A 22,557-nucleotide genomic window follows, 5' to 3' on the forward strand; every position below is an offset into this window, starting at 1 on the left:
TCCTTAGTCATTCGACTAGTTATGCGGCGCGCACCATTGCCCGCCGCTGCGCAACAGCCTAAACCTATTGTACGAGTAAATACGAACAGTTTGAGCCTTTTTTAAACATCGTTAAAATCTTGTATCTGATTCAGCATTTACGGGCTGGAAAGCCGTCGCCGCTCACTTTAAGGTAAGGCTTTCACTCTCAACGGGAAAATTGACCATGCGTATTCTGGTAGTCGGCGCCGGCGCCACCGGCGGCTATTTCGGTGCGCGTCTGGCGCAAGCAGGACGTGATGTGACTTTTCTGGTGCGCGAGCGCCGCTTTCAGCAGTTGCAGCAAACCGGTCTGGTGCTAAAAACGCCCGCCGGTAGCGAATTGATTCAGCCGCAACTGGCGCAGGCCGGCTCGCTTTCGGGGCATTTTGACCTGATTATTTTGACGGTAAAAAGCTTCGCGCTGGATCAGGCGATGACCGACATCGCGCCCGCCGTCGGCCCCGACACGCTGATCATGCCGATCCTCAACGGCATGCGACATATCGATACGCTGCGTGCACGCTTTGGCGACAAGGTGATTGGTGGCCTGTGCAAAATCAACGCCACGCTGGGTGAAAACGGCGAAGTGCTGCAGATGACGCCGCTGCATATTCTCTATTACGGCGCGCTGGACGGTCACAATGATGCGCGTTTGCAGCTGGTGGATGAAGCGCTGCGTGCGGCGCAGTTTGATACGGTGTTTGCCGACAACATCATCAGCGAGCTGTGGGAAAAATGGTTGCTGCTCAGCACGCTTGGTGCGGTGTGTTGTCTCGCGCGCGGTAATACGCAACAGGTGCTAACGTCACAAGGCGGCGAAGCGCTGCTGCAAAGTGTATTTGGTGAAGTGTTGTCGGTGCTAAGCGCGGAAGGTTATCAGCAGCGCCCGGCGGTGACGGCGAAGATTTATGAGACGCTGAACAATCCTAAAGCAGCGATGACCTCGTCGATGTATCGCGATTTAACCCAGGGCTTTGAGATTGAGGCCGATCAGGTGATTGGCGATCTGCTGGTGCGCGGCGCACGCAGCGGCGTGGTGACGCCGTTGCTGAACGCGGTGTATGTCAATTTGCAGGTGTATGTGCAGGGTCGATAAAACGGATCGCCAGGGATGGCGACCGAAATCTCATAACCGTGACTGCACGCCTGGCAACTGTTTCAGACGTTGCCAGCCCGCTTCCACCTCTTCTGGCACCTCAACGTGGCCGAGGAAACCTTTGCCGCGCGGCCCGTAACCATTTTCATCGTCACGCAAGCGCTGGATTTCCCCCATCAGCAGCGAGAGAAAACGCTCCATCGACCACAATCCCTGCGGCGGCGCACCAATAATGCGCAACATGCCCGCGTCCATCTTCACCTGCGGCCCAAACACCGGCCAGCTGATAAATTCCGGCGCATCCGCACGATCGCGCCATTGAAAGCGGAAGGTTTCCCAGGTACGACGCTGCATCAGCGGATCCTGCACCAGCAGCACGCGCTGCGGCTGCCAGCTGTGCTCATCCAGCAGTTTCTGGCTGAAGGCGGCGTTTTCCCCACAGTTGCGTGAGGTGGTTTCCAGCAGCAGCAGATCGTCCGGCAGCGCGGCAAAGACGCGGGCGACATCGCCTAACAATTCGGCTTCGCTTTTGCCTTTGCTGTCGATTTGGCGATACAGCGGATGCGCCGCGAGCATCTCCACCAGCAACGGCGTTGAGTGGCCAATGCCGCCGCTGATCAATAACGGCAGCTGATATTTTTTCGCCACGGCAATCACCGCTTCCACGTTCGGTAGTACCGCGTGACCGGCGAGAATGGCTAAATCGATGTCGAGCGAGCCATCTTGTGGCATCTGATCCAGCGCCAGCCAGGCCGCCAAGGTGTTGATATCCTGAATCTGATGGTTATTGAGTTGCATCCGGTTCTCCTCTTTTTACCTTTGGCAGTGTAGCGGCTTAAGTGCGTGTCGGCAGGGAAAAATTTGCTACACTCGCAGCTTAATCTTCAGGAGAGATTCATGACTGCGCGCTCCGTAACCCTCGACGATGTTGCTCATCTGGCTGGGGTTTCTTATCAAACCGTTTCCCGCGTCCTCAACCATTCCGAGCAGGTTTCGCCGCGCACCCGCGCCAAAGTAGAAGCCGCGATGCAGCAGCTCAACTATGTGCCGAATCGCGTGGCGCAGCAGCTGGCGGGCAAAAACACCCGTACGCTGGGGCTCGCTACCAGCGATTTAGCCTTGATGGCGCCCGCACAGATCGCTTCGGCGATTCAGCAACGCGCGGCAGCGCAGGGTTATCATCTGGTGATCGCCATGGCGAATCCCGACAGCGCGCCGCAGGATACAGTGAATGAACTGCTGGCACAGCGCGTGGATGCGCTGCTGATCAACCTGCCGCTGGATGCCGCGCAGGCCGCGCAGATTCAGCAACAGTGCGACAACAAACCGGTGCTGTTTCTCGATGTGGAGCGCAGCGCTGAAGTGGCGCAGTGCCAGTATCAGAGCGAATCCGGTGCGCAGCAGGCGGTTGATCATCTGGTGGCGCTCGGCCATCGTCAGATTGGCGTGTTAAATGGCCCGGCAAGTTCCGCTTCGGCGCGCGCACGTTTTGCCGCGTGGCAGCAGGCGCTGGCGGCGCATCAACTCACGCCATTCTGCGTGTTGAGCGGTGACTGGAGCGCGGCTTCGGGCTATCAGGCACTGCTGGCGCAGTTGCCCGACCATCTGCCGCAGGCGCTGCTGGTGGCCAACGATCAAATGGCGCTCGGCGCGATGCGGGCGCTGCATCAACATGGCGTGAGGATCCCGGCGGAGATTTCGCTGATTGGCTATGACGATACGGCGGAAAGCGCGTGGTATCAGCCGCCGTTAACTACCGTGCGGCAGAATTTGCAGCAGTTGGGCGCGGTGAGTGTTGATCGCTTGCTGGCGCAGCTGGAAGGCGGCGATGTGACAGAGAAGACGCTGGAAACCGAGTTGGTACTGCGTGAAACCACGGCGGCACCGCAGCAGGATGAAGTGGATGTGGCGGAGATTGCACAGCAGTTGCAGGTTTTGGCGCGGAAGTTGAAGCGTTAAGCGGGAAGTAGAAAGAAAAAGGTCGCCATGAATGGCGACCCTACGGTTTATTGCGCTTTTGGCTCGCCCATCGCTTTCAACTTCTTCGACAGCTCGCGACGCTCTTTGGAGAGGTCAGCGTTTTTGATGATGTATTCATCAACGCGGTCTTCATAGTCCACACGCATGCTGGCGATAATTTCCTGCACCGCCTCGATGCTCATGCCTGGTTTGATGTATTCACTCAGGTTGTCCAGCAGCAGCACACGTTTCTGGTTATCACGGACTTTCTTCTCGTTATCCACGATTTCGCGCTGCAGTTTGTTTTTACGACGGAACATACGCACAAACTCCAGTACGTCCTGAAATGATTGCTTGGCATTTTCCATGTTGGCACCTTTCTTGAGGCCTGCGTCGGCAGGCGGAATAGTCATAACGTTTAGCTTAGCGGCTTGGCCGCCAGGGTTGCAATTCTCACCGCTAAATTCGGACTGGCGCTTATCTTAGCGCAAAGAAAGGGTGATTCACATTAAGTCATTGCCTGAGAAAACTATTTACGCAGCGCCAGCCGCACTAAATCGGTCATGCGCTCCAGCTGACGCGCCTGTTCGAGGCTCAGCCAGACGTAACCGTAAATCGCCGTAGTTTCGGAACGCCCGCTGCGATTGGCAATCAGCTGCTCCAATTCCTGGGTGATCTCCTCCAGCGCGTGGCTGTTGGCGGTGATCTGCTCGGTTTCGCCTTTCACCATCAGCGTTGCCAGCGCATTCAGGGTGTCTTCGGTCATCTGCTGGGTGCGGCGCAGCGTGGGCGCATTGAGCATAATCAAGTGGCTTTCACGCGACGACCACCATGCATCAATCTGCATCTGCATGGTGTTCACCATATTGCGATTGATGGTTTGGATCGCCTCAAACACCGATTTCGGAATGCGCGTCTCTTTGCTCGCCGGCTCCAGCAGCGCGCGCATTTTAATTACACCGCTCAGCAGCTTCTGAAAAGGTTTATTCAGCCGCGGTTTCTCCAGCAGATTGGCGGAGAAACCGGTGTGATGCAGCTTGGCCATGGCGATAAATGCATCCGACAGCTGGATACGCCAATGCGTGTACGCACGCTGCGCCCAGATGGCGCTAAACAGCAGTGCCATCAGCGAACCGAGAATCACGTCGCCGCCGCGCCACATGGCAATGGTGAAATCCCCGGCCGGTGCACCTACCACCACGCCGAGCGTGATACCGATCAACAGCGCCATGTAGGGATGTTTGCCCAGCGTCAGATAGCCGCAAACCACCATCACAATGGCGCACCACACCAGCATCACCGGCAGCGAAAACAGCTCAAGCTTGAGCGCAATCAGGCCAGAAATCAGACCGGCGAAGGTGCCGCTAATGCGCTGCACCACACGCGGCAGCACGTTGCCCCAGGTGGAAATCGGCCCCATCACCACCACCAGCGTGATCAGCGGCCAGGTGCCTTCGGGAATGTCGGTGAGGCGAACAAACAGGAAGCACAGCACAAAAGCGATAGCGATGCGCACGCCGTGCACGGCGCGATAGTGGCGGTAGAACCAGAACTCAATCTGCGAGATGGGCTTGTCAGCGCGTAACATGGTTGTCCGGGAACGCTAAAAATTTGCGCGCTATGTTACCCTGGCGAGGGCTGCGGCATCAGGGTTGAACGCAACTATTTTTCGTGTTTTGCTGAAATTCAACATGGGCGTTACATCAGGTTTTCCCAATGGAAACATTGATGTAACGCATTCAGTTTTATGCGGCCATTAAGAAGGTCGCCATGAATGGCGACCTTACGGGTGCGGTGCGGTTTTTTAGGGTCACCATTTATGGTGACCGCGTAATTTATTCAGCCGCACGTACCGGAATATACATATCCACCAACCAGTCGCCGCTGTCAGATCCATCTGAAAGGTAATGCTCAAAGCACGGACGATTGTCGACTTGCCAACCGCCCTGGGCGTTCAAGCTATCGAACAAACTGCGCCACGCGCTGAAGAAATCGTTGTTGAGCACTTCAACACGCGCATGAAAATAGCGGCCACCCGGCAATAAGCCTTTTTCGATATCGTCGCCCGCCGCCGGAATCATCTCTTCTGGCGCGGTAATCACCGTTTCCACGCGCAGCTCTTCAGGCGGCAGCTCCTGCGGATTGCCGTAATAGATCGCCAGCCATTCGCCTTCAACCTTGTGCTCGCTTACCCAGCTTTTCAGCTGGTTAAAGCCGCGCGGCACGGTTTCCTGCCACGGACCTTGCAGATGGTAACCGAGCCAGCTTTGCGGATTACGTTCAACAATCGATGCTTTCATACCTTGCCTCTCATCAGCAGCAGAAACAGCGATTGTGCCATCACCGCCGCAGCACGGCGACGATGATGACGCGGAAATACGCGACAGATTACAGTTTCTGTTTCACGTAATCGCTGATGCGCGTAATGATGCCAGCCTGATCAACCGCTTGCAGCGCGTAGAGCGGATAGCTTGCCAGCTGCTTATCTTTGTCCATCACCTGAATTTCACCAATCTGCTCGCCCGCTTTCAGCGGCGCTTCCAAATCTTTGCGATCGATAACGTACTTCGCCATCACGTTGGCCACTTCGGTGCGCGGCAGCGACAGATAAATATCCTGCGTGGTGCCGACATCCACTTTATGCGGATTGCCGTACCAGACGTTTTCGGTACCGATCTTTTTGCCCGCGTGGAACAGCTGCACGGTGTCAAAGGTGTTTTGGCCCCAAACCAGCAGCTTGCGCGCCTGATCTTCACGGCCTTTCGAACTCTTGCCGCCCATGATCACCGCGATCAAGCGATGACGCCCGACGACGTTAGAGGCGATGATGTTGAAGCCAGCACTTTCGGTGTGGCCGGTTTTCAGGCCATCGACGTGCAGATTTTGATCCCAAAGCAAGCCGTTGCGGTTGTTCTGGGTGATACCGTTCCAGCTCAGGGTTTTCTCACCGTACATGGCGTAGAAATCCGGCTCGCCGCTGATGATGGCGCGCGACAGCACCGCCAAATCGCGTGCCGTGGTGTGCTGGCCCGGCGCATCGAGGCCGTGCACGGTTTCGAAATGGGTGTGCGACAGACCAAGCTTCTGCACGTAGCTGTTCATCATGGTAACGAAGCTGCTTTCGCTACCGGCCACATGATCCGCTAACGCCACGCAGGCATCATTACCCGAATCGATGATCACGCCACGCATCAGGTCACGCACCGTGACCTGATCGCCCGGCTTGAGGAACATCAGCGAAGAACCTTTAAACACCGGATTGCCTGCGCCCCACGCATCTTTGCCGATGGTGACTTTGTCATCGCGGCTAATTTTGTTCTGATCGATAGCGCGATCCACGACATAACCGGTCATCAGTTTGGTCAGGCTGGCCGGATTACGCTCTTCATCCGGATTGCCGGCAGTGAGAATTTGTCCGGTTGTGGCGTCCATCAGCACCCACGAAGCCGCATCAATCGGCGGTGGCGTCAGGGGAAACGGCATGCTGTCGTCAGCCTGCGCCAACGATGCCCAAATAATCATTCCAGATACAGTTACCAGCAGACGCCTTTTCAACACTTCTTCCTCAAGATCAAAAAATGAATTTACCGCCGCACGTTTTACGGCAAATAGCGCTTACAGATCTGAATAAATTGAAAAAAAGTATGAACTGCGCATAAATGCTGCGCGCCCGCTCGCAGCGAGGATGATCGAGGTTGTACTGCTATCCACGGACGACTATCCTGTGCGTTGATTCTCCATTGCCAGGATAACGCCGTGCCCGCCTCTGAGTTCACCTTCTTATTTCACGATTATGAAACCTTCGGTAAAAGCCCATCGCTGGACCGTCCGGCGCAGTTCGCGGGCCTGCGTACCGATAAAGAATTCAATGCGGTAGGTGAACCGCAGGTGTTTTATTGCCAGCCGGCCGACGATTATCTGCCGCAGCCGGAAGCGGTGATGATCACCGGCATTACGCCGCAAACCGCCAAAGCGCGCGGCGTGACAGAAGCGGCGTTTGCCGAACGCATTCACGGCCTGTTTAGCGAGCCGCAAACCTGTGTGATTGGTTACAACAATGTGCGTTTTGATGATGAAGTGACGCGCAATATCTTCTATCGCAACTTCTATGATCCGTACGGCTGGAGCTGGCAAAACGGCAATTCACGCTGGGATTTACTCGATGTGATGCGTGCCTGCTACGCGTTGCGCCCGGAAGGCATTGAGTGGCCGGAAAATGACGATGGCTTCCCGAGCTTTAAGCTGGAGCATCTCACCAAGGCCAACGGCGTGGCGCACGAACAGGCGCACGATGCAATGTCGGACGTTTATGCCACGCTGGCGATGGCGAAACTGGTAAAAGAGAAGCAGCCGAAGCTATTTGAGTTTCTGTTTACCCATCGCAACAAACAGAAACTGATGACGCTGATTGATATCCCGCAGATGAAACCGCTGGTGCACGTTTCAGGCATGTTTGGCGCAGCGCGCGGTAACACCAGCTGGATTGTGCCGCTGGCGTGGCATCCGGATAATCGTAACGCGCTGATTGTCGCCGATTTGGCCGGTGATATGTCGCCGCTGCTAGAGCTAGGATCAGATGAACTGCGTGAGCGTTTGTATACCCGTCACAGCGATTTGGGCGATCTGCCTGCGGTGCCGATCAAGCTGGTGCACATCAATAAGTGTCCGGTGCTGGCGCCCGCGAGCACGCTGCGTCCGGAAGATGCCGCGCGCCTGAATATCGATCGTCAGCAGTGTCTCGCAAACCTTAAGCTGCTGCGCGAACACGCGGAGGTGCGTGAGAAAGTGGTGGCGCTGTTTGCCGACGCCGAGCCGTTTACGCCTTCAGATGATGTGGATGCGCAGTTGTATGACGGTTTCTTCAGCGACGCCGATCGCGCTGGCATGAATATTATTCGACAGACGCCACCGCAGAACTTACCGGCGCTGGATTTGACCTTTGAGGATAAGCGCATTGCTAAACTATTGTTCCGCTACCGGGCGCGTAACTTCCCCGGCACGCTGGATGACGCCGAGCAGCAGCGCTGGTTGCAGCATCGCCGCGAAGCGCTGAATGCTGAGCGTGTGCAGGCGTTTCTGCTGGAGCTAGAGTCGCTGGCGAGTTTGCATGAAGACAATACTGAGAAGATGGCACAGCTGAAGGCGCTGTATTTGTATGCGCAGGAGTTAGTGTCTTAAGAAGATTTGTTCAATGCCCTCTTCGCAAGAGAGGGTTTTCCTTTTAACCGGCTTTTTACTTCGTTTTTTTAAGCATCGAATTCTTTGGTTTCACTCTCCGTCTGATTTTTTAGTTCCACTCTTAAAATACACATAACTCATAGCCTTTGACCGGCTTTTGAGACACGTCTCTTTAGCAGCTGAAATAGGTTTCTATACCATTTTGATTCTCTTAACTCACTACAACGCTTAGTTATTGAATCGGAATTGAAACTATGAACTTACTTGCATATGACCAGACAAAATATATTTACAGAGATATTCGACGCCCTACTTTCGCCGGCTCCACCGGTGAATACCATCCAAACACCGTAGTAAGAATTACGCTTGGCCAAAAACAGGTCAATGCGGATTACAATCCTGTTGACGGTAAATTCACCTGGACGCTCGATGAAGATCTGCCTGATGGTGTTTATAATCTGTCAATTATTGTCATTGATGCTGCAGGTAACGTTGGTCCAGCAACCTTACGCACGCTGGTCATTGATACTACGCCTCCAGAAGCCCCTGAGCTTATAAATCTCAAAGATGACGTTGGCGCGAAAACCGGTAGCTTTGATCCGGGCCAACTAACAGACGATGCTAAACCAACCCTGACGGGCGTTGCTCAGCCTAATACCGTTGTATATTTGCGGAATGCAGCAGGCAATGATATTGGCAGTGCAAAAACTGATGCAGTGACCGGCAAATGGGTTATCGAGCCGAATAATGATTTGCAACAGGGTGAGAACGTATTAACCCTGGTGGCTATTGAAGAGTTTGGCAAAGATGCCAATGGTGCGCCGATTTACCGTGAGGGCAAAGTCTCTGATTCCTTCATCATTAATGTTGGCATGGCTGACTTCGTTACCATCGTCGACGCCCTTGATGATGTGGGGAAATGGAGTGGCGTGCTGAACAATGGCGCGCTCACCGACGACACTACGCCAACACTGCGCGGCCAGGCAAATGAAGGCGCTACAGTCATCGTTTACTACCGCAAAGCGGGTGAAAGCACCTGGGCAGGAAGCGCAACCGCAACGGTGAACGGACCAAACTGGAGCTGGACCCCTTCCCCTGCGCTGGCGGCCGGTCAATACGAGTTCCAGGCGGCGACACCTAAAGTCTCTTCTGCACTATTTAACCTGGACATCTTTGCTGCGGGTTCAGGCGATCAACAGACAAAAATCACCGAAGTCTGGGACGATTTTGGCACCACTATCGGCAAACTCAACAGCGGCGACTTTACCGATGACATGTCACCGAGATTCACTGGTCGGGCAGAATCGAACAGCCGGGTTGTGATTCAGTACACGCTCAATGGCAGCCAGAACAGTGTCACCGTTGATGTAGGCCATGATGGAAAATGGAGCTGGACGCCGTCGGTTGATCTGTTAGCTGGCGACTGGAATTTCCAGGTTAAGAGTGAAGATGCAGCGGACTGGAATGACAGTTTCGATCTGCATATTTATCCGTCACCTTCGGTGCCGACCACCATTACACAGGTATTTGACGATGTTGGCGTTACCGGGCCTGTCGGCAACAACGGTATCACCGATGACAGCACGCCAACCTTATCCGGTCGCTCTGAAGCGGGACGCTTTGTCCTTATTTACGACGGCAGCACACTGCTGGGCTCCACGCAGACAAGCAGTAATGGTGACTGGAGTTTCACGCCGACGGCGCTGGGCGACGGACGCCATAACTTCTGGGCCGTGCAGCGTGACTATTCCGGCGTGTCAAATAAATGGCAGATCGAAATCGATACTTCCGGTTTGGGTCCGGATAAACCAAGCATTACAGGATTGTTCGAGCACCAGGCGAGTGGCGCATACGACAAGTTTGCTAATGGCGGCATTATTGATGATGGCAGCGTAAAGGTTGAAGGCACAGGCCGCGCGCTGAGCGTTATTAATATTTACGATGGCACAACGTTAATTGGCAGCACCACGGCAGGCACCGACGGTAAATGGTCATATCTGCACGACAGTAATTATTCTTCAGGTTTCCACAGTATCACCGCAAGAGAAGTAAAATCAGCCGGAGTCAGCGACCCTTCAAATGAAGCCAGGTTTACTTTGGTGGGTACTGGAAAATCGGGTGAAGGTTACTACGCTGATAGTTTTCATGATGATCCAGTGATCATTACAGGAAGCAGGTCATTTAGTTCAGGATACACTTTCCGTTCATTAAACGGGGGCACCTTAAAATTAGTGGAAGGAACTCTGTACTCTAAAAACCAAGCGATAGTTAAAAAGGAACCAGGTTACCTTAAGTTTCTTGATGACGGTGATAACACTGCGAAAAGTGTCACTTTTGAAATAGCAGCTTCTACTGATTTTTATATGGCAGTTAATGGGCTGTCCGACAGTGGCTGGGCACGGTTAGCTTATTACAGCACCACAGGTAAATATTTGGGATCGTCGGACTTCGGTTCCAAAGTTGGTGCATCAATCGAGGGAGTTATAAAACAATCAGGATTTGTAGCGCCACAAGGTGAATTGATTGGCAAGGTGACAGTTACGGTTAAAGATAAAGGGGGAATGGGTATTGCAAGTGTTATTTATGGTGTATCCAGTTATCCTACAGGTAAAGGTGACGCATATTTTACAACTATTCCAGATGGACCGGTATATAGCTCAGGTAATGGACTTGAGGGTTTCGCAGTTCTAACCGGCGTGGCTTATCAAGAAAACGGAAAGATGAGGCTTTCACCTGATGATATTTTTAGCTTTACTGTCGGCAAGACTACTGACATCCAATTCAGCCTGGAAGGTTATGTCGGCGTAACTTTTTATGATGTCTATAACAATGTAATACATTCCGGTAGTTATAGTAGCTTCGTAAACTATACTGCACCTGCTGGTCAGCTAATCTATCGTGTTGCGATCGATACCTATGGTCAGACTAATATTCTGATTGATAACGTTATCTGGGGAAATAACCCAGTAAACCCCGATTACGGCTACGACAGTAATAGCGCCAACATCGCTGCCCATGATGACAGCAAGGTTGAGTTAAATGGCCTTGTCGAATCCCAAGCGATTATTGACCTGCAAGATGGTGAAAGCACCACCAAAGTTATCACCGTGGAAGATTTGCTGACTTATGGCGAGGAAGGTCTTTTCACTGAAGCTGATGCCAAGCAACTGATGATTCAGGGCGATAAAAATGATGTTATTCAACTGAACGATATTATGCCGGAAGGTGGTGATATTGAGCAGTGGACGCATCAAAAAGGCACCATTACCGTTGCGGGCGTAAAATATGAAGTTTATAGCCACAATGGTGAGAATGCAGAGCTGCTTGTGCAGTCAGATGTTAAAGTTGAAATAATCTGATTTGCTCTGAAGTAACGTAAATTAACGCTGTGTCATTTTTTAATTAATGACACAGCGTTTTTATTTCTATCCCGAATATCACAATTGATGCACGGAATTAACCACGTTATTTAAATCATACCCCAAACCAACCACGTCAGCGCAAAGCCGCTTAATCCCATCACCGTGGTCAAAACGGTCCAGGTCTTCAGGCCGTCCGCCACTGACAAGCCCAGATAGCGCGTCACTACCCAGAATCCCGCATCATTAACATGCGACAAGCCTAAACCACCGAAACATGCCGCCAGCGTCACCAGCACGCGCTGCATATCCGTCACATCGCCCACCGCCTGGCTTAGTAAACCACTGGTGGTCAGAATCGCGACCGTTGCCGATCCCTGCGACGCACGCAGCGCCAGCGACAGAATGAACGCAGCCGGTACCAGCGGCAGATGCAAAGTTTCCAGCGTCAACGCCAGCGCTTTTCCCACACCCGATTCCACCAGCACCTTACCAAAGGCACCGCCCGCACCCGCCACCAGAATCACGCTGGCAGAGCTGGGAATCGCACGTCCGGTGAGATCTTCTAACTTCTCTTTGCTCCAGCCGCGACGCACGCCGAGCAGCCACGCCGCCAGTCCCAATGCAATCAGCAGCGCAATGGCTGGGGTTCCAATCACCGTCATCACCGAGCGTAGCGTGCTGCCTTCTGCCAGCGTGGTGTGCGCTACCGTTCCCATAACGATTAACAGAATCGGCACGACAATCAGGCCGGTAATCGTCAGCGCACCCGGCGGTGGCGCGTCATTTTTCGGCTTACCTTCCGGCTTCGCCAGTTGCAGCTGCTCCAGCACATCAACGGAAAGATGGTATTGACGCAGGTTCATCGCTTTCGCCACGTAGTAACCGACGATACCGACCGGAATCGAGATCAGGATTCCGAGCATCATCAGCCAGCCCATATCGGTATGCAGAATCCCTGCAGCCGCAGCCGCACCTGGATGCGTTGGCAGCGCCACGTGCACCGTCAGCATCACGCCCGCCATCGGCAAGCCAAACTTCAGCGGTGACACGCGCGCCACTTTGGTGAAGCCATAAATCAGCGGAATCACGATGATAAAGCCAACTTCGAAGAACACCGGAATGCCGAGAATAAACGCCGCCATGGTTAACGCCGCCACCGTACGCTTGATACCCAGCGATTTACTGAAGCGTTGCGCCAGCGACTCCGCACCGCCTGAGGCTTCAATCACTGCGCCGAGCATCGCCCCCAGCACGATGATAATGGTGATATGCCCCAGCAAATTCCCCATCCCGCTAAAGATGGTTTCCATGATTTTGTCGGCGGGAATGCCGGTAGCAATCGCCACCAGCAGGCTGACAATCAGCAGCGCCACAAAGGGGTGAACTTTGGTTTTAATCACCAGCAGCAGCAAGATCACGATGCTGGCAGTAGCTATAGCTAACAACAATGCGGTAGACATGGTATCCCTCTGATTTATATCTATTTATTAGTATGGTTATTTCTGGCATTGACGAATTGAGGTAAGACTTGCCCAACACAGCGTACAAAGCCGCTGTGTTGGGCGGTAAAACAGGGGTTATTTAGCGTAAGGCGCGAACCAGCCAAGGCCCGCTTCAGTACGGCCGCGCGGGATATATTCACATCCCACCCAACCGTCGTAGCCCACTTCATCCAGCAGGTTAAACAGATAGGAATAGTTGATCTCGCCTTCATCCGGCTCGTGACGATGCGGCGCAGAGGCGATCTGGATATGGCGATAACGACCGGCGTATTCGCGAATCAGATGCGTCAGATTGCCGTCCACCAGCTGCGCATGGAACAGATCGAGCTGGGTAAAGACGTTGGGTCGATCGATCCGTGCCATCATCGCCAGCGTCTGATACTGGCTGGAGTAGAGATAATTCGGCTTGGTAACCGGATTGAGCGCTTCCAGCAGCAGGCGAATGCCGTGCGGTGCAAAACGCTCGGCGGCATAGTGCATGTTGCGCACGAAAGTCTCTTCATAGGCCGCACGATCGGCACCGTTTGGCACCGTTGCCGCCATTACATGCACTTGCGGCACATTAAGCGCTATCGCGTATTCCAGCGCGCGGTCAATATCCGCATGCGCCTCGGCTTCACGGCCCGGAATAGCAGAAACGCCCCACTCGCCCGCTTGCACGTTGCCTGCGGCGGTGTTGAACAGCACCAGTTCCAGCTGATGTTTTTCCAGCTCGGCTTTAATCACCTCGGCAGGAAAGTCATACGGGAACAGGAATTCCACTGCGCGAAAACCGGCGTTAGCCGCAGCGGCAAAGCGCTCGATAAACGGCAGTTCACCGAACTGGGTAGATAAATTGGCTGCAAACTTAGGCATTAGAAATTCCTCAATTCCGCGACTTCGCTATCGGTCAGATAACGAATCGAACGGTCGCCGAGCGTGAACATCAGACGCGCGGTCTCTTCCAGTTCTTCGGTGTTATTGGCGGCTTCGCGCAGAGATTTGCCCACCACCACCGGACCGTGATTGGCCAGCAGGAAGGCGTTATAACGCGAGGCCAGATTGGCCAGATCGTCGGCCAGACGCTGATCGCCCGGCTTGTAGTACGGCACCACCGGCACATCACCCACGCGCATCACCACGTACGGCGTGAACGGACGGATGCAGTTTTCAGTGTCGAGATCGTTCAGGCACGAGAGCGCCGTCAAATAGTGGCTGTGCAGATGCACCACCGCTTTGCACTCAGGATTATTCAGGTACAGTGCGCGGTGAAATGCGACTTCTTTCGACGGCTTGTCGCCGGAGATCCATTCGCCCTGAATCGTCACTTTCGACAGACGATCGGCCTGCAATTCGCCGAGGCAGGAGCCGGTTGGCGTCGCCAGCAAGTTACCATCTTCCAGCAGCAGCGACAGGTTGCCTGCTGAACCGGTAGCGTATCCGCGCTGAAAGAAGGACGCGCCGAGCTGTACCATTTCTTCGCGTGCTTGTTGTTCCGTCATGCTGAAAACTCCTGTTGTGCGCGGGCAAAGAACTGTTCGTCGCCAAAGTTGCCGGATTTCAGCGCCAGCGACAGCGGCTGCTGGATATCGCGCACCCACGGCACACCCGGCGAAATCATTGGCCCAATGTGGAATGCGGTGACGCCAAGGCTTTGTGCCACCACGCCCGAGGTTTCACCGCCGGCGACGATAAAGCGCTGCCAGCCACGGCTTTTCAGCTCCCGCGTTACCGCAGCAAACAGCTGCTCAACCGCTTCACTGCTGCGCGCCGCGCCGTATTGCTGCTGAATGGCTTGCAGCTGCTGCGCATCGGCGGTAGCAAACAGCAAGGGCGCCAGATCGGGCTGATGATTGGCTTCCACCCAATCACAAAGTTCCTGCGCATAGCTTTCAGCGTTATCGAGGCAGCGCTCCACCAGCACTTCGTGCGATGGCGCTTGCTGGCGATACGCCTGCACCTGACGATTGGTCATCTGCGAGCAGGAGCCAGAGATCACTACCGCGCGCTCGCCTTGCGGACGTCCGGCGTGTTCAGCGTCGCTGTTCTGCTGCTGTGTTGCCCAGGCGCGAGCAATACCGATCGCCAGGCCTGAACCGCCCGTCACCAGACGCGTCTCTTTCAGCGCTTCGCCCTGCGTCAGCAAGTGCTGTTCGTGCAGCGCGTCCAGCACCACATAGTTGATGCCCTGTGCTTTCAAGGTATCCAGCTGCGCACGTACCGCATCGGCACCTTGATCCAGCTGCGCGGCGTTGATCACCGCCGCCTGACCTTTGGCCTGGCGCGTCATTAAACGCACCAGATTGCTGTCGGTCATTGGCGTTACCGGATGGTGCCGCATGCCCGATTCGGACAGCAGCTGATCGGCGACAAACAGATAGCCCTGATACACCGTGCGACCGTTAACCGGCAGTGATGGCGAGATCACCGTTTGCGTTTCGCCCAACGCCGCCAGCAACGCATCGGTTACCGGGCCAATATTGCCCTGCTCGGTGCTGTCGAAGGTCGAGCAATATTTGAAGTAGAAACGATCGCAGCCCTGCTGTTGCAGCCACTGCAGCGCCGCCAGCGACTGATCGATCGCCTGCTGCGCTGGGCAAGAGCGCGACTTCAGGCTGATCACAATCGCCTGCGCGCTCAGTTCGTCGTGACTTTCCGGCACGCCGTTGAACTGAATGGTCGGCAGACCGTTCTGCACCAGGAAACTGGCGATGTCGGTTGCACCGGTAAAATCGTCTGCAATGACGCCTAAACGCATGATTACTTCTCCTTCGCCTGCGGCAGCGTGATGCCGCTGAAGATCTTGATCACCGCGCTATCATCTTCACGACCGTGACCGGCGTTGCTGGCTTCGGTAAACATGTTGAGCGCGGTGGAGGCCAGCGGCAGCGGGAAGTGCAGCGACTTGGCGGTATCCGCCACCAGATTGAGATCTTTAACGAAGATATCGACCGCTGATTTTGGCGAATAATCGCCATCCACCACGTGACGCATGCGGTTCTCAAACATCCACGAGTTACCGGCGGCGTTGGTTACCACGTCATACATGGTATCGAGCGGAATGCCGGCGCGGGCGGCCAGCGCCATCGCTTCAGCGCCCACGGCAATGTGCACGCCCGCCAGCAGCTGGTGAATGATTTTAACGGTTGAGCCGAGACCGATTTCACTGCCCACGCGATAGACTTTCGCCGCCACCGCATCCAGTACCGGCTTCAGCAGGGCAAAAGCTTCGTCGCTGCCGGAGGCCATCACGGTCATCTCACCGACCGCCGCCTTGGCTGCGCCGCCGGAAACCGGTGCATCCAGCATCAGCAGTTGATGCTGAGCCAGCTGTTGTTCAATCGCCTGCGCATCTTGTGAAGAGATGGTAGAAGAGACCATCACCACGGTGCCGGGCTTGAGCTGCGCCGCCACGCCGTTTTCACCAAACAGAATCGCTTTAACCTGCGCGGCGTTGACCACCAGCAGCAGCACCGCATCCAATTCAGCGGCAAAGCTGGCAGCGGAGGTCTGCGCATCACGCGCACCGGCCTGACGCAGGGTTTCCAGCGCCTGCGGATTGAGATCAACACCCCAGGTATTTAATCCTGCACGGATGCAAGACTGCGCTGCCCCCATGCCCATGGAACCTAAACCAATCACGCCGATGTTATTCACGGTTGCTGACATAGCAAACCTCCATTGTTAATTTAAGTGATAATTTGTTCATTGGTGTTAAGTCTGCCGCAGTCAGTGGCGAATAAACGTGCGTGACATCACAAAAATTAACTTCACTGCGCAATGCTTAACATGGATTCACAGGCGGAGGTTAGCGCGCTGCACCCTGTTGATACGGTATTTCTGCTTACATATCGGGAAGATAAATTGTGCTGCGGGCTGTGAATCGATGATCTACAATGTGAAAAAATGATAATTCAGGGAGAGCAATGTGATTCCGGTTGAACGTCATCAACAAATTTTAGCGCTGGTTGGCGAACGCGGCGTTGTGAGTATTGCCGAGCTTACTGAGCGGTTGGGTGTGTCGCATATGACGATTCGTCGCGATGTGCAGAAGCTGGAAGAGCAAGGCGCGGTGTTGTCTGTCTCTGGCGGCGTGCGCTCGGCGGATCGCCTGGCGGCGGAGCCGTCGCATCTGGCGAAAACCAATATGTACAGCGGCGAGAAGATGGCGATTGGTCAGTATGCCGCGCGTCATATTCCACGAAATAGCTGCATCTATCTTGATGCCGGTACCACCACCCTGGCGCTGGCGCGCGAGCTGGTAGAGCGTGATGACCTGCTGGTGGTGACCAATGATTTCGTGATTGCACGCCTGCTGATGGAGAGCAGCGGCTGCAAGCTGATTCACACCGGCGGCACGGTGTGTCGTGAGAACCGTTCCAGCGTCGGTGAAGCAGCTGCACGCAGTTTGCGCCAGCTGGCGATCGATATCGCATTTATCTCCGCATCCTGCTGGGGCCCGCGCGGGCTGTATACGCCGGATGAGGATAAAGTACCGGTGAAACAGGCGGCGAGCGATGTCAGTAGTAAGCGCGTGTTGTTAAGCGACAGTTCGAAGTACAACAAGATTGCGACGCACCTGGCGTTGCCGCTGGAGCGCTTTGATACGTTGATTACCGATGCGGAGCTGAGTAAAGCGGGACGCGAGGCGTTGAGTGCGGGGAGTTGGGAGTTGGTGTTGGCGAGCTAGGTTTTACGGTTTTAAACCAGGTCGCCATTAATGGCGACCCTACGATGTAGGGTGCGCATTCATGCGCACCTGGTCATTTAAATCACACTTCTTCGCTGAACTGCGGAACCGGGTTGCGGAAGGTGCGGGTAACAAACGCGAGGTAAATAATACCAATCGCTGCCCACACCAGGCCGAGCACCATTGAGGTCTCTTCCAGGTTAATCCACAACGCACCCACTGTCAGGGCGCCCATCACCGGCAGCACCAGATAGTTGAGGTGATCTTTCAGCGTCTTGTTACGCTTCTCACGGATCCAGAACTGCGCAATCACCGACAGGTTCACAAAGGTGAACGCCACCAGCGCACCGAAGTTAATCAGTGCGGTTGCGGTGACCAGGTCGAAGTTGATTGCCAGCAGCGCCACACCGCCTACCAGCAGCACGTTCAGCGACGGTGTGCGGTAAGTAGGGTGAATAAAGCCAAAGAAACGCTGTGGGAACACGCCATCACGGCCCATCACGTACATCAGACGCGAAACGCCTGCGTGCGCCGCCATACCGGATGCCAGCACCGTCACCACCGAGAAGATCAGGATGCCAATCTGCAGCGCTTTACCCGCCACGAACAGCATGATCTCTGGCTGTGAAGAGTCCGGATTGGTGAAGCGTGAGATGTCCGGGAAGTAGAGCTGCAGGAAGTAAGAAACACCGATAAAGATCACACCACCAATCAGCGCGGTGAGGAAAATCGCGCGCGGGATAGTGCGTTCAGCATCTTTGGTCTCTTCTGACAGCGAACTGATACCGTCAAAGCCAAGGAACGAGAAGCAGAGAATGGTCGCACCGGTAATCATTGGCACTACGTGTGCATTCTCAGACCAGAACGGTTTGCTGCTGGTCAAGGTTCCTGCGCCAACACCGTGTGCCACACCGTAAACCACCATGCCGGTGATCACTACCATTACCACCACTTGCAGCACCACGATCACGCTGTTGAAGTTGGCAACGGTTTTGATTCCACGCAGGTTGGAGATGGTCATAAAGGCCACCAGCAGCACCACGAAAATCCACGACGGAATGCCCGGCACCAGCGTCTCAAAGTAGCTTTTCGCCAGCAGGATGTTGATCATCGGCATGAACAAGTAGTCCAGCAGTGATGACCAGCCAACCATAAAGCCGACGTGCGGACTGATTGCCTTCTGAGCATAGGTGTAAGCGGAGCCCGCAGATGGGAAGCGGCGTACCAGCTTGCCGTAGCTCACGGCAGTAAACAGAATCGCGATCAGGGCGAAAGCATAAGCGGTGGCGACGTGGCCGTCGGTCAATCCAGACACGATACCGAAGGTATCAAACAGGGTCATTGGCTGCATATACGCCAGGCCCATCATGACAACCGGGATCAAGGTCAGGGATTTTTTCAGATGTGCACGCTGAGGTGCGGCAGAGGTGTTAAGCGACATTGTTCAGGCCCCCGCAGACGACAACCGCGATCGGTTGGGCTACAGGGCTACTGCGCAATTTGCTGCAGTGAGAAGTGATATAAGTGTTTACGATTGTCGCGGCGCCGTAGTCATCACGGAAGCGAGAACCAGCCTGAGCTGGTGCAATGTTAAACAGTCCCATCTTTGTTTTCCTCAAATCTCACGCACAAGCGTGTTTGTCAGTATCTATCTATCCGGATGCGTGTCCGGCCTCGTTTGAATTTCAGTGAGTACATCATGCAAAAAAATAACCGACGGGATAAGCGTCGGTTATGTTTCTCATTTTGCAGGGCGCGTATTTTGCCCCAACTTATGCCATCGGCACAAGACGTTAGATCAAATCTTCCTGCGTCAGGCGTTCTTCAGCATCCAGTCGATTTCTGTTGAGGTGATTAAGCGCTCAAACTGCATCAATTCATACTGTTTGCAGCTGTGCCACACGCCGCTGAAACGCTCGCCCAACAGCTTCTGCAGCGGGTAGCTATTCTCGAATTCATACAGCGCATCGCTCTGCCGAATCGGTAATGCCAGCCCTTCTGCTTCATGTCCATTGCCCTGCACCGGATGCGGTAAGGGTAGCTGATTATCCAAACCGTGCAAAATACCGGCAAGAATAGTTGACACTACCAGATAGGGATTTGCATCCGCACCGGCCACGCGATACTCAATGCGATGGTTATCCGCATCGCCGCAAGGCACGCGCAACGCGACCGTACGGTTGTTATGTCCCCACGATGCCTGCAGCGGCACATAGGCTTCCGGCAGGAAGCGACGATAGGCATTCACGTTCGGCGCCAGCAACGCCATCGAAGCCGGCATCAGATCGATCATGCCCGCCAGCGCGCGTTTCATCAGCGGTGAATCGCTGCCGTCATCCAGCGCGAAGGCGTTGTGATCGGCGGCATCCAGCATGCTGATGTGCACATGCATGCCGCTGCCTGCGTACTCTTCGTAAGGTTTGGCCATGAATGTCGCGGTCATGCCGTGATTTTCCGCTACCTGACGCACCAGCCGTTTCAGCTGAATAGCATGGTCACACGCTTTCAGCACGTCGCGCGTGTGATGCAGGTTGATTTCGAACTGGCCAGGTGAAGCTTCCGCTAATGCACCATCGGCGGGAATGCCTTGCAGCTTGGCTAAATGGTCGATATCCCGCAGAACGTCGGCGAAGTGATCGAGATTATCCACCGAATAGACCTGGCTCTGCATATTGCGTTCATCACTGCCCGGCGAGCACGGCGGCTGAATAAAGCCCTCGGCATCGCGCTTTTTATCCACCAGATAGAACTCCAGCTCTACCGCTACCACCGGGAACAATCCTCGATTGCGCAGCTGTTGCCACAGCCGATTGAGGACATTACGGGGTTCAACGTCAAAGGGAGTGCCATCTTGGTTACACATGGTCAGCAACAGCTGGGCGATGTGCGTGGGATCGGCGGCAGAGGGAATTAAGGTTCCGGGAACCGGCATGCAGAGGTGGTCGGGTTCGCCGAGTGATTGTCCAAGTCCGGCGTCTTCGACGGTGTTACCGAGAATATCCATCGCGAAAACCGAAGCTGGGAAGTAACACCCTTTTTCCAGTTTTGCCAATGCGGAGATGGGAATGCGTTTACCGCGAAATACCCCATTTAAATCATTAAGAAGAATATCGACATACTGCGTTTCAGGATGGCGTTCCAGCCAGGTTTTGACCTCCAGCTGGAACGCGCTTGTTCGTTTCTCTTCACTATGTCGCGTGAAGTCTTCTACTTCTACGAGGTTCGTCATGATCCCACCCGCCCTTTACCGTTTAATATTGGTGCGCGTAATGCTCAAAATAACAGCCACTCCTCTAACATAGCTCTAACGCAAAAAGTGTGCAAATGTAACAATTCTGTTTGAGGAATGAACGATCGGTTGCTAGATTGACAAAATATTGCACACTTTACAGGCCAGCAGCGCATTTCTGGCGAAAATATTGAACAGCAACGCGGAGACGTTATGGGCATTATTTTTGACAAGCCCTTGATTGGCGTAGTGATGTGCCAGAACTTAATTGGCAACCATCCAGGGCAAACGGTTCACAACAAATATCTCGACGCTATCGTGCTTGCCGGTGGCGTGCCGCTGCCATTGCCGCATCAACTGATGCAGGCGCCTCATCTATTAGAAAACAGTATGACCGTGCTGGATGGCATTTTGCTGACCGGCAGCCCCAGCAACATCGAACCCTGGCATTACGGCGAAGACGGTAAAGAGGCGCATGCCGATCCGGCGCGCGATCGCCTCGCCTTCGGGCTTATCACACATGCGATGGGTAAAAAGATGCCGATGTTCGGCATCTGTCGTGGCTTGCAGGAGCTGGTGGTCGCCAACGGCGGTGCGCTGCATCGCCAACTGCATATGACGCATCTTTTTCAGGAGCACCGCGAAAACGATGCGCTATCGCTGGAGGAGCAATACGCGCCGGTTCATGACGTACAGCCAGAAGTGGATGGCATGCTGAGCCAACTGCTCGGCAGCGCCGAACCTTTTGCGGTCAACTCGCTGCACGGACAAGGCATCCGCGAAACCGGTCCGCTGCTGCGTGTGGAAGCGCGCGCGCCCGACGGGCTGATTGAAGCCGTGAGCCTGCCAAAGCACCCTTTCGCCCTCGCGGTGCAGTGGCATCCGGAGTGGCATTCCGACCGCGATCCGGTCTCGCGCCGTTTGTTTGCGGCCTTTATCCACGCCGCTGTCTGTAATCACAAGGAAAAACAGCCATGAATGATGCCACTCTGGCACCCGGACGTCGCTTATCGCAGATCCGGCAGGAGTTGGGATTGTCTCAGCGTCGCGTCGCTGAGTTATCAGGTTTAACGCACAGCGCCATTAGCACTATCGAACAGGACAAAGTCAGCCCGGCCGTCAGCACCTTACAGAAGCTGCTGAAAGTTTACGGGCTATCGCTATCGGAGTTTTTCTCCGAACCCAAAATCAATGCCACGCCGCGCGTGATTGTACGCCCGGAAGAGTGCGTGGAGATCGGCAGCCTTGGCGTATCGCTGATGCTAATCGATAACGGTGCCGCGCGACGCGCGCTGGCGATGCTGCTGGAGCGTTATGAACCCGGCGCCAGCACCGGCGAGAAGTTACGCCATCCCGGCGAGGAAACCGGCACGGTGCTGGAAGGTGAAATCACGCTGGTGGTCAACGGCCAGAGTTACCATCTTTATCGCGGTGAAAGCTATGTGATTGATACCGGCTTACCGCACAGTTTTACCAATACCTCAGATCAGCCGTGTCGCATTGTTAGCGCGCATACGCCCGCCAATTTCTAAGTTTTCGCG

General features: G+C 54.6%; 19 protein-coding genes. 7 read left to right on the top strand and 12 right to left on the bottom strand.

What is annotated here, in order from left to right; translation table 11 throughout:
• The first annotated feature begins 205 nt into the window (after positions 1 to 205).
• Positions 206 to 1,117, top strand: coding sequence for a ketopantoate reductase family protein (locus FHW71_RS03125; protein WP_179450188.1), 912 nt, complete (start codon positions 206 to 208; stop codon positions 1,115 to 1,117).
• Between the two features lie 30 nt (positions 1,118 to 1,147).
• Here the strand turns inward: FHW71_RS03125 and FHW71_RS03130 are convergent, their stop codons facing one another.
• Entirely contained in the window at positions 1,148 to 1,915 is a 768-nt protein-coding gene (locus FHW71_RS03130) for a YdcF family protein (protein ID WP_179450186.1), read from the bottom strand.
• A gap of 99 nt (positions 1,916 to 2,014) precedes the next feature.
• On the opposite strand from FHW71_RS03130, the gene FHW71_RS03135 reads away from it, so the two are divergent.
• Complete coding sequence (locus FHW71_RS03135) at positions 2,015 to 3,076, top strand: LacI family DNA-binding transcriptional regulator (protein WP_179450184.1); 1,062 nt, start codon at positions 2,015 to 2,017, stop codon at positions 3,074 to 3,076.
• 47 nt (positions 3,077 to 3,123) lie between these two features.
• Here FHW71_RS03135 and tmaR read toward each other — a convergent pair whose 3' ends face one another.
• From tmaR to dacD, 4 genes are all read right to left on the bottom strand, one after another.
• Positions 3,124 to 3,444: a PTS system regulator TmaR gene (tmaR, locus tag FHW71_RS03140; RefSeq protein ID WP_008110563.1), complete on the bottom strand. Its 321-nt coding sequence runs from the start codon at positions 3,442 to 3,444 to the stop codon at positions 3,124 to 3,126.
• Between the two features lie 161 nt (positions 3,445 to 3,605).
• Positions 3,606 to 4,664 carry an FUSC family protein gene (locus tag FHW71_RS03145; RefSeq protein WP_008110562.1) on the bottom strand — a complete coding sequence of 353 codons (1,059 nt, stop codon included), beginning with the start codon at positions 4,662 to 4,664 and terminating at the stop codon, positions 3,606 to 3,608.
• A 247-nt stretch (positions 4,665 to 4,911) separates the two neighbouring features.
• Complete coding sequence (locus FHW71_RS03150) at positions 4,912 to 5,376, bottom strand: GyrI-like domain-containing protein (protein ID WP_179450182.1); 465 nt, start codon at positions 5,374 to 5,376, stop codon at positions 4,912 to 4,914.
• 88 nt (positions 5,377 to 5,464) lie between these two features.
• Entirely contained in the window at positions 5,465 to 6,631 is a 1,167-nt protein-coding gene (dacD, locus tag FHW71_RS03155) for a serine-type D-Ala-D-Ala carboxypeptidase DacD (protein WP_154157321.1), read from the bottom strand.
• A 201-nt stretch (positions 6,632 to 6,832) separates the two neighbouring features.
• Between dacD and sbcB the strand changes: the two genes are divergently transcribed.
• On the top strand, positions 6,833 to 8,254 hold the full coding sequence (sbcB, locus tag FHW71_RS03160; RefSeq protein ID WP_179450180.1) for an exodeoxyribonuclease I: 1,422 nt from the start codon (positions 6,833 to 6,835) through the stop codon (positions 8,252 to 8,254).
• A gap of 254 nt (positions 8,255 to 8,508) precedes the next feature.
• Positions 8,509 to 11,613 carry an Ig-like domain-containing protein gene (locus tag FHW71_RS03165; protein WP_179450178.1) on the top strand — a complete coding sequence of 1,035 codons (3,105 nt, stop codon included), beginning with the start codon at positions 8,509 to 8,511 and terminating at the stop codon, positions 11,611 to 11,613.
• Between the two features lie 110 nt (positions 11,614 to 11,723).
• On the opposite strand, the gene FHW71_RS03170 is transcribed toward FHW71_RS03165, so the two are convergent.
• From FHW71_RS03170 to ltnD, 5 genes are all read right to left on the bottom strand, one after another.
• Positions 11,724 to 13,076, bottom strand: a complete 1,353-nt coding sequence (locus FHW71_RS03170) for a GntP family transporter (protein WP_061717692.1) — start codon at positions 13,074 to 13,076, stop codon at positions 11,724 to 11,726.
• 117 nt (positions 13,077 to 13,193) lie between these two features.
• Positions 13,194 to 13,973 carry an HPr family phosphocarrier protein gene (locus FHW71_RS03175; protein ID WP_154183621.1) on the bottom strand — a complete coding sequence of 260 codons (780 nt, stop codon included), beginning with the start codon at positions 13,971 to 13,973 and terminating at the stop codon, positions 13,194 to 13,196.
• On the bottom strand, positions 13,973 to 14,599 hold the full coding sequence (locus FHW71_RS03180; protein ID WP_154157688.1) for an aldolase: 627 nt from the start codon (positions 14,597 to 14,599) through the stop codon (positions 13,973 to 13,975). The genes FHW71_RS03175 and FHW71_RS03180 overlap by 1 nt, the downstream gene beginning before the upstream one ends.
• The gene (gene otnK, locus FHW71_RS03185; protein WP_218889004.1) at positions 14,596 to 15,855 is read right to left on the bottom strand and encodes a 3-oxo-tetronate kinase; all 1,260 of its coding nucleotides are present in this window, start codon (positions 15,853 to 15,855) and stop codon (positions 14,596 to 14,598) included. Before otnK ends, FHW71_RS03180 begins: the two co-directional genes overlap by 4 nt.
• A gap of 2 nt (positions 15,856 to 15,857) precedes the next feature.
• Positions 15,858 to 16,766, bottom strand: coding sequence for an L-threonate dehydrogenase (ltnD, locus tag FHW71_RS03190; RefSeq protein WP_008104804.1), 909 nt, complete (start codon positions 16,764 to 16,766; stop codon positions 15,858 to 15,860).
• A 259-nt stretch (positions 16,767 to 17,025) separates the two neighbouring features.
• Between ltnD and ygbI the strand changes: the two genes are divergently transcribed.
• Positions 17,026 to 17,787 (top strand): DNA-binding transcriptional repressor YgbI, encoded by a 762-nt coding sequence (ygbI, locus tag FHW71_RS03195; RefSeq protein WP_061717696.1) that lies wholly within the window; start codon positions 17,026 to 17,028, stop codon positions 17,785 to 17,787.
• 82 nt (positions 17,788 to 17,869) lie between these two features.
• Here the strand turns inward: ygbI and FHW71_RS03200 are convergent, their stop codons facing one another.
• Entirely contained in the window at positions 17,870 to 19,228 is a 1,359-nt protein-coding gene (locus FHW71_RS03200) for an APC family permease (protein WP_008104814.1), read from the bottom strand.
• Between the two features lie 372 nt (positions 19,229 to 19,600).
• Positions 19,601 to 21,019: a glutamine synthetase family protein gene (locus tag FHW71_RS03205; RefSeq protein WP_179450864.1), complete on the bottom strand. Its 1,419-nt coding sequence runs from the start codon at positions 21,017 to 21,019 to the stop codon at positions 19,601 to 19,603.
• 210 nt (positions 21,020 to 21,229) lie between these two features.
• On the opposite strand from FHW71_RS03205, the gene puuD reads away from it, so the two are divergent.
• Positions 21,230 to 21,994 (top strand): gamma-glutamyl-gamma-aminobutyrate hydrolase, encoded by a 765-nt coding sequence (puuD, locus tag FHW71_RS03210; protein ID WP_179450176.1) that lies wholly within the window; start codon positions 21,230 to 21,232, stop codon positions 21,992 to 21,994.
• Positions 21,991 to 22,548 (top strand): HTH-type transcriptional regulator PuuR, encoded by a 558-nt coding sequence (puuR, locus tag FHW71_RS03215; protein ID WP_008104818.1) that lies wholly within the window; start codon positions 21,991 to 21,993, stop codon positions 22,546 to 22,548. Before puuD ends, puuR begins: the two co-directional genes overlap by 4 nt.
• The last annotated feature ends 9 nt before the right edge of the window (positions 22,549 to 22,557 follow it).

The sequence above is a fragment of the Enterobacter sp. Sphag1F genome (genome assembly GCF_014193275.1).
Lineage (GTDB): Bacteria > Pseudomonadota > Gammaproteobacteria > Enterobacterales > Enterobacteriaceae > Pantoea > Pantoea symbiotica.